This window comes from Polaribacter sp. (genome assembly GCF_049276715.1).
Classification (GTDB): domain Bacteria; phylum Bacteroidota; class Bacteroidia; order Flavobacteriales; family Flavobacteriaceae; genus Polaribacter.
The window spans coordinates 82,568-95,661 of record NZ_JBASWY010000041.1 but is presented as its reverse complement, the minus strand read 5'-3'; the positions used below and the strand labels follow the sequence as shown (position 1 = coordinate 95,661).

The following is a 13,094-nucleotide window of genomic DNA, read 5'->3' as shown; positions in this document are numbered from 1 at the left end:
CAATTGATTAGATTATTAAAAAATATATTTTTATTAGTCCTTTTTACTTTTGTAGTAAACTTTGCTACCTATGCACAAACCAATGAAAGTAAAGATTCTACAGAGGTTAAAAAAGATACTTTAAAATTAAGATACGATTTTAAAAATAGCCAAAAAGGGGGGCTTTTCTTGGATGATTTAGCTGAAAAGGAAATTATTTTTGATAAGGCTTTAAATAAGTATGTAATTATCGAAAAAATTGGAGATTATCAAACAAGAACTCCTATTTACTTAACTCAAAAAGAATATCAACAATATCGTTTAAAAAGAGATATGTTGCAATATTTTAAAGACAAAGTAAGTGCAACCAATAGCAAAAAGAAAGGTTCTGCAGACGCTCAAAAAGACTTGCTACCAACTTATTACGTTAACTCTAAATTTTTTGAATCTATTTTTGGTGGAAATACTGTAAAAGTTACACCTACAGGAAACCTTAATATAAAATTAGGTTTTATTTATCAAAATACAGAAAATCCGCAAATTTCAGAAGAAAACAGAAGTAGTATTACGTTCGATTTTGATCAACAAATAAATGCCAGCATTCGAGCACAAGTTGGAGAGCGTTTAGAATTTACAGCAAATTATGATACGCAATCTACTTTCGATTTTCAAAATTTAGTAACCATCGAATACAAACCCACAGAAGACGATATTATTCAAGGAATTGAGGCTGGTAACGTTGCAATGCCTATTAAAAACTCTTTAATAAATGGAGCCCAGAGTTTGTTTGGTGTTAAAACACAATTAAAATTTGGAAACACCAATATTACAGCCGTTTTTTCTCAACAAAACTCAGAAAGTAAAACTGTTACTGCAGAAGCAGGCGCCTCAATACAACCTTTCGAATTAAGAACTACAGATTACGATAATGATAGACACTTTTTCTTATCGCAATTTTTTATTGATAATTATGCAAACTCTGTAAAAAATTATCCACTAATTAGTAGTCAAGTAAATATTACTAGAATAGAGGTTTGGGTAACGAATAGAAATGCAAGCACTCAAGATTTTAGAAGTATTGTAGCATTTGCAGATTTAGGTGAAAATAATAATACAAATTCTACATATAGAAATTTAGTAGATGATTCTGGAACTGTGCTTCCTGTAAATCCTGTAACCATAAATTCGAACGGTCAGGTTTTAAATATCCCTCAAAATAATGCAAATAGCATTTACAATCAGAATACTTTAAATGGCATTAGAGATGTTGCAAATGTAGATAACACATTAATGAACACTTTTCAAATGCAACAAGGAACAGATTATTCTATTCTAGAAAATGCAAGAAGATTAGATGTAAACGAATATGTTTTAAACTCTCAATTGGGTTATATTTCTTTAAGCAGAAGATTAAATGATGGAGAAGTTTTAGCAGTTGCTTACGAATATACTGTTGCAGGAAGTGTAAATGGTAGTACCGAAAAATCTTTTAAAGTTGGAGAATTTTCTAATGATGGAATTCAAGCACCACAAAATTTAGCAGTAAAATTATTACGTTCAGAAATTTTACAAACCAAACGAACAAACACAACAACAAATACAGAGGAGTCTTTTCCTACTTGGCGTTTAATGATGAAAAACGTTTATGCTTTGGGCGCATTTCCATTAACACAAGATGGCTTTCGATTTGAAATTCAATATAGAGATGATGATACTGGAATACCTTCGAATGTATTGCAAAATGCAACGACTCCAGGCATACCTAATAAACCATTAATTCAAGTTTTAAAACTAGATCAATTAGACCAAAGTCAGTTTAGAACTCCTGATGGATTTTTTGATTATGTGGAAGGTATTACTGTAAACTCTCAAAACGGATACATCATTTTCCCAAATCCTGAACCTTTTGGAAGTGGATTAGAAAGTGATTTAACAACACCTTCCGATCAACAATTTCTTTTTAAAGAAATGTATTTAAATACCAAAATTAATATTCAGAATAATTTCCAAAATAAAGACAAATACTTTTTAAAAGGATACTTTAAATCAGAAAGTGCTGGTGGAATTCCAATAGGCGCATTTAACGTTCCAAGAGGTTCTGTAAGAGTAACTGCTGGAGGTAGACAATTAGTAGAAGGTGTAGATTTTGTGGTGGATTATCAATTAGGTAGAGTTCAAATTATAGATCCAGGCCTACAAGCATCTGGAACTCCAATAAATGTATCTACAGAAAATAATGCTGTTTTTAATCAACAAAGAAAAACCTTTATGGGTATAGATGTTGAGCATAAATTTTCTGATGATTTAGTTGTTGGTGCCACCATTTTAAATGTAATGGAAAGACCATTAACACCAAAAGTTAATTTTGGCTCTGAACCTATAGACAATACCATGCTTGGTTTAAATATAGATTTTTCTACAGAAGTACCTTACTTTACTAAATTGGCAAATAAACTTCCTTTTGTAGATACAGATGTTCCTTCTAATTTATCTGTAAGAGCAGATATGGCTTATTTATTGCCAGGAACTCCAAGTGGAATTGATGTTGCAGGTGCTGCAACTTCTTATATAGACGATTTTGAAGCGTCACAAATTCCTATTAGTTTATTGTCTGCTTTAGATTGGTATGAAGCAAGTACACCAAAATATTTCCCTGGTTTTAATGGAGAACAAAACGATTTGTCTTATAATTATAAAAGAGGAAAGTTAGCTTGGTATAGTATTGATCAGGTTTTTTATGGTTTTGGACAAACACCAGAAAGTGTTGATGCTGATGAACTTTCGAGAGCAGAAACAAGGCAAATTAATTTTGCTGAATTATTTCCAAATCAGCAATTAGATATTACTCAAAATTCGCAAATTAGAACTTTAGATTTGGCATATTTTCCAGAAGAAAGAGGTTCATATAACTTCAATCCAAATGCAAACATTCAAGATGGAAGAATAAGATTGCCAAACCCGAATACAAATTGGGGTGGAATTATGCGTCCTTTAAATACAAATAATTTTGATCAAGCAAATGTAGAATACATCCAGTTTTGGATCATGGATCCGTATCAAAATTACTCTATTACAAATCAAGAAGGTTTGCCACAAGGTGTAAATCCAAACGACCCTACAAATCAAGTGGGAGATTTATACATCAACTTAGGAAACATTTCAGAAGACATCTTAAAAGATAATCGAAAGATGTTCGAAAACGGTTTACCAGAAGATGGTTTAAAAACAAATGGAGGTAATGTTAACAGAACAACTTGGGGTGATGTGCCTAGAAATCCTTCAATTATTTATGCTTTTAACGAAGAAGATGCAGCAAGAACAAATCAAGATTTAGGGTTTGATGGTTTAAATGACACAGAAGAACAAAACTTAGCCAATATTGGTATTTATAGTACATTAGAAGATCCTGCAGCAGACAATTTTCAATTTTTCAGAGGAGGACAATTAGATGCAATCAATGCATCTATACTTACAAGATATAAAGATTTTAACAACACCCAGGGAAACTCGCCTACTTTAAATCAATCTACAGAAGCTTTTCCAACATCATCAACAACTTACCCAGATGTAGAAGACATCAACAGAGATCAAACCATGAATACTGTTGAGAGTTATTACGAGTACAAAATTTCTATGAATAGAAATAATTTGGTAAAAGGCACCAACTTTATAGTTGATGAAAAAACAACCACTGTATCTCTAGAAAATGGAACAACGCAAGAAACAAAATGGTATCAATTTAGAGTGCCCATTAGAAATGGAACTCCAATAAACGGTATTTCTGACTTTAATAGCATTCGTTTTGTAAGAATGTTTTTAACCAATTTTAAAATGCCAGTAGTTGTTAGATTTGGAGAATTAGATTTAGTTCGTGGAGATTGGAGACGTTATGTAAGAACTATAGATCCAGCAATAGATCCTGATAGAGAATTAAATCAAACAGAATTAGAAAATTTCGAAGTTGGAGTGGTAAGTATCGAACAAAATAATGGAAGTTATATTCAGCCTCCAGGAATTGAGCGTGAACGTTTACAGGGAACTACAACTGTGCAATTACAAAACGAGCAATCTGTAACTTTAAAAGTAAATAATTTAGAGCCTAACAAAACAAGAGCTATTTATAAAAACATAAGTGTAGATTTAAGACGATTTAAAAATCTAAAAATGTTTATGCATTTAGAAGGTGATGATGGTTTTGCTGGTGTAATTAGATTGGGTACAGATTTAGACGATAATTATTATCAAATAGAAATACCTTTAACAGTTAGTCCTGGAGGAAATGGACAATTTGATATTTGGCCAGAAGCGAATAATTTAGACGCATTTTTAGAAAATTTTGGCGGCGTTAAATTAGAAAGAGATGCTATTAACGCGCCAATTAACCAACTTTATACATCTACAAGTCAGGTTGGAAATTATACAATTTCGGTTAAAGGAAACCCAACTTTAGCGCAATTAAGAACAATAGTACTTGGATTAAAAAATACAGGTGTTGTTGCTAAAAGCGGAGAAGTTTGGTTTAACGAATTACGTTCTTCTGGTTTCGATAATGAAGCTGGTTGGGCTGCAGTAGTAAATGCTGATGCCAATTTTGCAGATGTTGCAAACGTCTCGCTTTCTGGAAGTATTCAAACAATTGGTTTTGGTAATGTAGAAGACAGAGTAAATCAGCGAAGTTTAGATGAAACTAAAGAGTATGATGTTGCCACTACAATAAATCTTGGTAAAGTAATAACTCCAGAAAAATGGGGAATTCAGTTGCCTATGAGTTACAGTATTGGTGAAAAATTTATAGACCCAAAATTTGATCCTCAATACCAAGATGTAAAATTAGAGGATGCAATTGGGCAAAACCCAAATAGTGAATTTTCTAGAGATTATACCAAAAGAACTAGTATCAGTTTTACAAACGTTAAAAAGAATAGAAACCCGAATTCTACAAAAAAACCAAGATTTTACGATGTAGAAAACTTAGCAGTTTCTTACGCTCATAATAAAGAATTCCATAGAGATTATAATATTCAGAAATACATTAACGAAAACGTAATGGCTTCTGCAGCTTATAATTTTAATTTCGACTCTAAATCTATAGAACCTTTTAAGAACAACGACTCCATTTTTAGAAGCAAATATTGGCAATTTATTAAAGATTTAAATGTAAATCCAGTACCTGCAACTTTAGCATTTAACTCTAGAGTTAATAGAAGTTATAATGAGCAACAATCTAGAAACTTAGTGCCTGGTTTATCTGAACAGCCAGAATTAGTTCAACGAAGATTTTTGTTTGATTGGGATTACACAGTTGGTTTCGATTTAACAAAATCGCTACAAGTAAATTTTAATGCCTCAAATAGTTATATCTACGATACTTTTGGCACTGGAGAAGAATTGCAAATTTTTGATAATTTCTTTAATACAGGAAGACCAAACCAATATCATCAAAAATTAAATGCTACCTATAATTTACCTTCAGATAAATTTCCTTTTTTAAGCTTTATGAAAGCAGATTATGCTTATACAGCAGACTTTGATTGGAAAGTATCATCACAAGACGAAACCATTGTGGAACAAATAGGAAACGTAATTCAGAATGCAAATACGCATAACGTAAATACAACTTTGTCTTTTGATCAAATTTATAAAAAAGTTGGTTTCGAAAAGCTATTGCTAACTAAATCGCAAAGAAAAAATGCAAAAGACAACAATACATCCAGAATACAACCAAAGAAGAATTTACCTGTAGGCAAAAAGATTTTAAAAGGAGCTTGGGATGTTGTTACCTCTGTAAAACAAGGTAAAATAAGTTATACAGAAAATAATGGTCAATATTTACAAGGTTACAACCAAGGAGTTGGTTTTTTAGGTGGGCCACCAACATCGTTTGCATTTGGAAGTCAAGTAGATATTAGAAACAAAGCTCTAGAAAACGGCTGGTTAGTTACCAGAGTTGATGGTGCAGAATACTTTAATAAAAACTACAGCAGAACTTATTATAATAAACTCGATTATACCTTTACTGTAAAACCTTTTCAAGATTTAGATATAGATGTTAGAGGAAACAAAATTAATACTAGCGATATTTCTCAACAGTTAGATTTAATCGAAGGTCGAACAACTTTAGAAGATACTCCAATTTTCGAAACAGGAAACTTTAGTACAAGTCACTCTATGTTATCAACAGCATTCACAGATGGTGATGCACTTTTTCAAACCATGAAAGATTACAGAACTGTTATTGCTAACAGATATGCTTCAGAAAACCCAACTGCAGATCCAACAGGTTTTGGAGAAAATAGTCAACAAGTTTTGTTACCTGCTTTTATAGCTGCTTATTCTGGTAAAGACCCTAACACAGTAAATACAGGTTTGTTTAGAAATATACCTATTCCAAACTGGACCATACGTTATAATGGACTTATGAAATTTAATTGGTTTAAAAAGAATTTTTCAACTTTTATAGTTTCACATGGTTATCGTTCTTCCTATACGATTTCTAGTTTTACAAATAATTTACAATACAATAGTAATACTGCTTTTACAGAAAAAAATGCAGCAGGTAATTTTAGACCAGAAAGATTGGTAGCAAGTGCAACTTTAGTTGATGAATTTTCACCATTAATTAAAGTAGATATGAAAATGAAAAATTCATTTTCTTTTCGAGGTGAAGTGAAGAGAGATAGAACCCTAACCATGAATTTTAACAATGGTACTTTAACAGATATTGCTGGCACAGAATATATCTTTGGATTGGGTTATGTTTTTAAAGATGTTAAAATGAATACGCGTTTCACTGGTAAAAAAACTACTTTAAAAGGCGATATTAATTTAAGAGCAGATGTATCTCTTAGAGATAATTTAACACAAATTAGATATGTAGATGAAGATAATGACCAAATAAGTGGTGGACAAAGATTATTTTCAATTAAATTTACAGCCGATTATAGATTGAGCGCAAATTTAACTGCCTCTTTCTATTACAATCATCAAACATCTAAGTATGCAATCTCTACAACATTCCCTAGACAGGCAATTAATGGTGGATTTAATATTGTATACAACTTAGGAGGAAATTAAAAAAAATAAAATAAAATTTAAAAAATGAATATTCCAGCTGAATTAAAATACACTAAGGACCATGAGTGGATTAAAATTGAAGGTTCAATCGCTACTGTAGGAATTACAGACTTCGCTCAAGGAGAATTAGGAGACATTGTATATGTTGATGTTGACACTTTAGACGATACTGTAGAAGAAGGTGAAGTTTTTGGTTCTGTAGAAGCAGTAAAAACAGTTTCAGATTTATTTATGCCTTTAACAGGTGAGGTAATAGAATTTAATGAAGCTTTAGAACACGATCCAGAATTAGTAAATTCAGACCCTTATGAAAAAGGTTGGATGATAAAAATTAATATCTCTGACGAATCTCAAATTGAAAACTTATTAAATGCTGAAGAATATAAAAACCTTGTTAAAGGATAATTTACTTCTAATAGCAATTTCAATAAGTATTTGCATTCTATGCTTAAGTTTAATCGAGATGCCTAAAACCAGCATCAATATATCCAATATTGATAAAGCTTATCATGGTTTTGCCTATTTTGTATTAACTATAACTTGGCTGTTTACTTTTTATAAAAAGCCAGAAAAGAAAAACTTAATTGCTTTTATTTGTATTCTTTTTGGCATAATTATTGAGGTATTTCAAACAACTCTCACAAATTACAGAACAGGAGATTATATCGATGTTTTAGCAAATTCATTAGGAGTTCTCTTTGCTTTAATACTATTTAATTTATTTTTTAAAAAAAAATATATTAATTAATGTTAAGATTGCATTTAAAACAATAATTTAGTTAAATTAGCAACCTATTAAAACTCTTTTAGAATGGAAATAAAGAAAAATCCGAAGTCAAATTTAGAAAATTTTAGCAAAATTTTTATGCAAATAGGTCTAGTTTTAGCCCTTTTTATTACTTATGCTGCCATAGAACAAAAAACATACGACAAAACCTATGGAGATTTAGGTGTAGTTAACATGAATCAGGAACTGGAAGAAGATATTCCAATTACAGAAAGAGTAGAACCTGTAAAACCAAAAACTCCACCACCACCAACTCCAGAAAAAATTGAAGTTGTTGAAGATGAGAAAGAGATTGAAGAAACAGTAATTGAATCTACAGAAACAGATGAAACTGAAAAAGTAGTTGTAGAAGAAATTGTAGAAGTTGCAGAAGTAGAAGAAGTAATAGAAGATGTAAGTTTTATGATTATCGAGAACGTTCCTGTTTTTCCAGGTTGTACTGGTAACAATAATGAACTTAAAGATTGCTTTAGTGATAAAGTTCAAAAGCACTTCTCAAGAAAATTCGATGCAGAATTACCTAATGAATTGGGTTTATCTCCAGGTAAGAAAAAAGTATTTATAAGTTTTAAAATTGATAAAAATGGAAACATTGTAGATATTCAAACTAGAGCTCCACACCCAAGAATTAAAAGTGAAGTAATTAGTGTAATGCAACAATTACCTAAAATGAAGCCTGGAAGACAAAGAGGCAAACCAGTAGGTGTAAAATACAGTATTCCATTTACTCTTATAGTAGAATAAATATAACTCAAATAAAATAGTGAAAAACGATTAGACTTATTCTAATCGTTTTTTTTTGATCATTTAATATGTTAATGTAATAATATTTAGGCTTAAAAAGAAGTCAATAGCATTGTCTTTAAAGACAACTTTCTATTGTATTTAAAAACAGTTTTAACTACACTAAAGACTTTACGAGAAGATTGTTAAACGACAGTCTATTGTAAACATAATTATTAAAAATTCTATTTAAAGACGGATAAATTAATTTTAGACATAAAAAAAACACATTAAGATTAAACTTAATGCGTTTCTATTTTAAAATTGATATGCTCTTATTTACTTATTATTAAATGCTACTTTAGAATCTGATTTCCAAACATACACAGAAGCGATTGAATTATTTTCGTAATTGATTTCTTTTAAAGATTCATTTGTCCAAACAAACCATTTTCCTACTTTCTTACCATTATCATAGTAAGCTAATTGAACTTTATTTCCAGATTTGTCATAACTGGTCCATTCACCAGATAATTTCTTGTCCTTAAAAAAACCTTGGGTTTTTACAGATCCATCCTCATAATAATATGTTGCTTTCACTAAATCTCCTTCAGCCTCAAAAGTTGTTTGTTTTTCTTGTGCATATCCTGCCATAGTTATTAAGGTAAAAATAACAATTGCTATAAATTTTTTCATGACTAATAATTTTTAAGGTTTACATTATATTTACAAATATATATAATATGTAACAATTAAACAACATTTTGGTAACATTAATTTAACATTGGGTATATTTATAGCTTTCGCTAGATAAAAAATATATATTATCGTTTTAAAAGTTTAAAAATTAAAGGATTATGGAAGTAATCAAAGTAGTTGAAATATTAGCAAACTCCAGCAAAACTGGGAAGATGCATCAAAAAAAATGGTAAAGGATGCATCTAAATCTTTAAAAAAATGAAGTATGTATTTGTACAATCTCAAAGTGCAGTTGTAATTGTGGATGAGATAACTAAGTTTAGAGTAAATCTTAAAATACTATTTTAGGTAAATAAAACTTTAAAAATGATTATATTACTCCATATTTATAAATCTTCTTAAATTCTAATAATGAATTACTTACAGCCCGTTTTAATTAGCCTTGTTGCCATTATACATATCTATATAATGTTTTTAGAAATGGTTCTTTGGACAACTAAAAAAGGTAGAAAAGCATTTAACCTTAAAAGTTTAGAGTTTGCAGAAGAAACAAAAGTTTTAGCGGCCAATCAAGGCCTATATAATGGTTTTTTAGCTGCTGGCTTAATTTGGTCTATTATTTCTGGAAATGAAAATGTTTCAATATTTTTTTTAATCTGTGTTTTTATTGCTGGGATATATGGTGCTTACTCTACAAAACAAATTAAGATTTTTTACATACAATCTATCCCTGCAACTCTGGCTATAATAGTTCTGTTTTTTTAAAATTCGTAGACTAATTATCTATTAAGCCTTATTTTTACAACCTTATAACTAAAAAATAAAAATGGAAGATTATATTGAAACTGGTAAAGACATCTTGTTTTTATACGCTCCAAAGGCTATAACAGCTCTTATAATTCTACTTCTAGGCTTATATATTATTAAGCTGATAGTGAAATCATCTCGAAAATTAATGCAAAAGAGAAATGTTGATATTACTCTGCAAAAATTTTTAGGAAATTTAGTAGGTTGGCTTTTAAAAATACTACTGTTTATAACTGTAATTTCTCAGCTTGGTATTGCAACCACCTCTTTTGCAGCAATTATTGCAGCAGCAGGTTTAGCAATTGGATTAGCATTGCAAGGCTCTTTAGGTAATTTTGCTGGTGGAGTTTTAATAATGATTTTTAAACCATTTAAAATTGGAGATTTAGTTGAAGCTCAAGGAGAAATAGGTGTTGTAAAAGAAATTGATATTTTTACTACAAAACTTACGGGCTTGTCTAATAAAGAAATTATAATACCAAATGGAGCTTTATCTAATGGAAATATACTAAACTATACAACAGAAGGCACAAGACGTGTAGATTTAGTTATTGGTGTTTCTTACGATGCAGATATAAAAAAGACCAAACAAGTTTTAACAGATGTTTTAACTGCGCACCCAAAAATATTACAAGATCCAGCACCTAGTGTAACTGTTATGGAGCTAGCTGATAGCTCAGTGAATTTTGCAGTAAGACCTTGGTGTAATACAGCAGATTATTGGGCCGTTTATTTTGATATTACAGAGAACATTAAATTGGCTTTAGATGCTGCTGGTATCGAAATTCCGTATCCTCATAGAGTAAATATTAGTAAATAAGAGTAAAGGTTAAAAAGTAGGTTTCTTTTTCTTTTCTGGAATTACGATAAAATCTTTTAAGTAAAAAGGTTCGAAATAAGCGACATTTTCAAAGTCGCTTATTTTGTATTTATTAAAAGATAATTGAGCCATTTCTTTTGCTGATGGAAATTTATTATCAATAAAAACGGCATTCTTATGTTTTATTATTTCTTTACACTTGTGAGCCCCATCACCTAAAAAATAGACTTTATGATCTGATAAATATTCTGAAAAAGAATTTTCATCAATAATTTCTGCTTTAATTTCTCTTATTTTTTTATGTTCTTCATTAAAAATAGCTGCGTAAACCTCCATTCTTCTTGCATCTAACATAGGTACAATTATTCCCATATTAATAGAAATAGCATAAGATAAAGATGATAAAGTATCTATAGAAATTAAAGGTTTATCGAAAGCAAAACACAATCCTTTTGCTGCAGAAACTCCAATTCTTAAACCTGTATAAGAGCCTGGACCTTTACTAACTGCTACAGCATCTATTTTATCTGATGTTAAATTGGCCTCCTTTAAAACATCAACAATAAAAGGGTGTAATACTTCTGCATGAGAATAATTCCCATTGTTGAGTTCTTTTATTGCTAAAATCTCTCCGTTTTTGGCAATACACACTGAACAATTTTTTGTAGCTGTTTCTATGTTTAAAATAGTACTCAAATAAAAAATTTTTACAAAGATAATTTAAATAGAAAACCTCACTAAATTAATGAGGTTTAAATATTTAATTTTATTTATTATTAATCTAGTGTTAATTCTCCAGCATAGAATTGTAGCACTTTCGTTTTAAATACATAATCGTATTTAGAACGGATTAAAGTAGCTTCTGAATTTACCAATCTGGTTCTTACTTGATCAAAATCGAATTGAGTCATGTCTCCAAAATTATAACGTTCTTGTGCATTTTTAAATGCCTCTTCTTGTGCTTCTAAAGAAATTTTTGCAGCTTCATAACTTTTTAAAGCGCTTCTAACATCTAAAAAAGCTTGCTCTATAGTTTGTTTTAAACTCAACTTTTCGCTTTCTAATCTTGTTTCTGATATTTCTTTATTGATAACAGATTGTGCAACTCTATTTCTTGTTTGAAAACGATTAAAAATTGGGATAGCAACATTAAATCCTAAACCATAACCTAAATTATCACTTAACTGACCGAAAAAAGCTGCATTAGAAAATCCTGGAGGTAAATTTAAATTATATCCGTAGTTAGTTGATAATCCAGCAGATGCTGTAACTGTTGGTAAAAAAGACGCTTTAGAAATATCTATATTCAAATCTGCATTTTCTATTGCTAACTTGGCTCTCGCTATTTCTGGCATTCTTGATATAGATTTATCATAAACAAAAGAAGAATTATTATATAACAAATTAGCAGATGGCGTTCCAACATCTATTGAGGCTACATCAAAACCTTCTGAAGGTACTTGTAATAATTGTGCTAAATTTAAAAGTGCTAAATCTAAAGCATTTTCTTGAGCGATAACTGTTTGTAAATTTGTAGCTGCTGTAGATTCTGTGTTTAACAAATCTCCTTTAGGTATAACACCAGACTTAAATCTAACTTGTGCAGCTTCTATTTGTTTATTACTAATATCATATTGCACTTTTGCTGCGTTTAAATTTTCTTTAGCAAATAATATATTTAAATACCCATTTACAACAAATAAAGAAATATCATTTTCTATTTTTTGTAAATCTAGCAAACTACTTTCTACACCTAATTGCGCTTGTTTATAAATATTTGTATTTCTATAGCCATTAAAAACTGTAATACCAGAACTTAAACCTATTGAACCACCATAAAAACTTGTATTTACTCTATCTTGAGAAACAGGATCAAAACCAGTTCCAAAATTAAGATTGCCTGATGTATTCCCATTTAAATTTGGTAAAAAGTTTCCCTTGGCTATTTCTACATCTTTTTTGGCAAGCTCAAGGCTTAATCTATTTTGTTGTATGGTAATGTTTTTATTTAATGCTTCATCTACGCATTCTTTAAGAGTCCATTGTTTTTGAGAAAAAGTAGCTATTGAAGTTAAAAAAGCTACAAATAAGATAAGTTTAATTTTCAAAACGTATTGTTTTTGGTTGGTTCATTGTTTTATGAAATCAAAAAAAAATCTTTTGATTATGCTTATAAGACGACCAAAAGTAAAATATGTTACAAAA

The 13,094-nt window shown here is 30.0% G+C and carries 9 protein-coding genes; 6 read left to right on the top strand and 3 right to left on the bottom strand.

Going from position 1 to position 13,094, the window contains the following annotated elements:
- Positions 1 to 3: 3 nt before the first annotated feature.
- The 4 genes from sprA to WAO74_RS10230 all read left to right on the top strand — a co-directional run bounded on the left by sprA (position 4) and on the right by WAO74_RS10230 (position 8,584).
- Positions 4 to 7,053 (top strand): cell surface protein SprA, encoded by a 7,050-nt coding sequence (sprA, locus tag WAO74_RS10245; protein WP_422161823.1) that lies wholly within the window; start codon positions 4 to 6, stop codon positions 7,051 to 7,053.
- 24 nt (positions 7,054 to 7,077) lie between these two features.
- Positions 7,078 to 7,458, top strand: coding sequence for a glycine cleavage system protein GcvH (gene gcvH / locus WAO74_RS10240; protein ID WP_422161822.1), 381 nt, complete (start codon positions 7,078 to 7,080; stop codon positions 7,456 to 7,458).
- 58 nt (positions 7,459 to 7,516) lie between these two features.
- Positions 7,517 to 7,801 carry a VanZ family protein gene (locus tag WAO74_RS10235; RefSeq protein WP_422161820.1) on the top strand — a complete coding sequence of 95 codons (285 nt, stop codon included), beginning with the start codon at positions 7,517 to 7,519 and terminating at the stop codon, positions 7,799 to 7,801.
- Between the two features lie 63 nt (positions 7,802 to 7,864).
- Positions 7,865 to 8,584 (top strand): energy transducer TonB, encoded by a 720-nt coding sequence (locus tag WAO74_RS10230; protein ID WP_422161818.1) that lies wholly within the window; start codon positions 7,865 to 7,867, stop codon positions 8,582 to 8,584.
- Positions 8,585 to 8,902: 318 nt separating this feature from the next.
- On the opposite strand, the gene WAO74_RS10225 is transcribed toward WAO74_RS10230, so the two are convergent.
- A complete protein-coding gene (locus WAO74_RS10225; RefSeq protein WP_422161817.1) occupies positions 8,903 to 9,259 on the bottom strand; it encodes a toxin-antitoxin system YwqK family antitoxin in 357 nt (118 codons plus the stop codon).
- 414 nt (positions 9,260 to 9,673) lie between these two features.
- Here WAO74_RS10225 and WAO74_RS10220 point away from each other — a divergent pair, with 414 nt between their 5' ends.
- Positions 9,674 to 10,027 (top strand): DUF1304 domain-containing protein, encoded by a 354-nt coding sequence (locus WAO74_RS10220; RefSeq protein WP_422161815.1) that lies wholly within the window; start codon positions 9,674 to 9,676, stop codon positions 10,025 to 10,027.
- 61 nt (positions 10,028 to 10,088) lie between these two features.
- Complete coding sequence (locus WAO74_RS10215) at positions 10,089 to 10,889, top strand: mechanosensitive ion channel family protein (RefSeq protein WP_422161814.1); 801 nt, start codon at positions 10,089 to 10,091, stop codon at positions 10,887 to 10,889.
- 9 nt (positions 10,890 to 10,898) lie between these two features.
- Here WAO74_RS10215 and tsaB read toward each other — a convergent pair whose 3' ends face one another.
- Together tsaB and WAO74_RS10205 are read right to left on the bottom strand one after the other, a co-directional pair.
- Entirely contained in the window at positions 10,899 to 11,585 is a 687-nt protein-coding gene (gene tsaB / locus WAO74_RS10210) for a tRNA (adenosine(37)-N6)-threonylcarbamoyltransferase complex dimerization subunit type 1 TsaB (RefSeq protein WP_422161812.1), read from the bottom strand.
- A gap of 80 nt (positions 11,586 to 11,665) precedes the next feature.
- A complete protein-coding gene (locus WAO74_RS10205) occupies positions 11,666 to 12,997 on the bottom strand; it encodes a TolC family protein (protein ID WP_422161811.1) in 1,332 nt (443 codons plus the stop codon).
- Between the last annotated feature and the right edge of the window lie 97 nt (positions 12,998 to 13,094).

Bases quoted from the DNA above. Each gene is read 5' to 3' on its own strand.
- WAO74_RS10225 (WP_422161817.1), bottom strand. From the start codon at position 9,259: ATGAAAAAATTTATAGCAATTGTTATTTTTACCTTAATAACTATGGCA.
- WAO74_RS10220 (WP_422161815.1), top strand. From the start codon at position 9,674: ATGAATTACTTACAGCCCGTTTTAATTAGCCTTGTTGCCATTATACAT.
- gcvH (WP_422161822.1), top strand. From the start codon at position 7,078: ATGAATATTCCAGCTGAATTAAAATACACTAAGGACCATGAGTGGATT.
- WAO74_RS10230 (WP_422161818.1), top strand. From the start codon at position 7,865: ATGGAAATAAAGAAAAATCCGAAGTCAAATTTAGAAAATTTTAGCAAA.
- WAO74_RS10215 (WP_422161814.1), top strand. From the start codon at position 10,089: ATGGAAGATTATATTGAAACTGGTAAAGACATCTTGTTTTTATACGCT.
- WAO74_RS10235 (WP_422161820.1), top strand. From the start codon at position 7,517: ATGCCTAAAACCAGCATCAATATATCCAATATTGATAAAGCTTATCAT.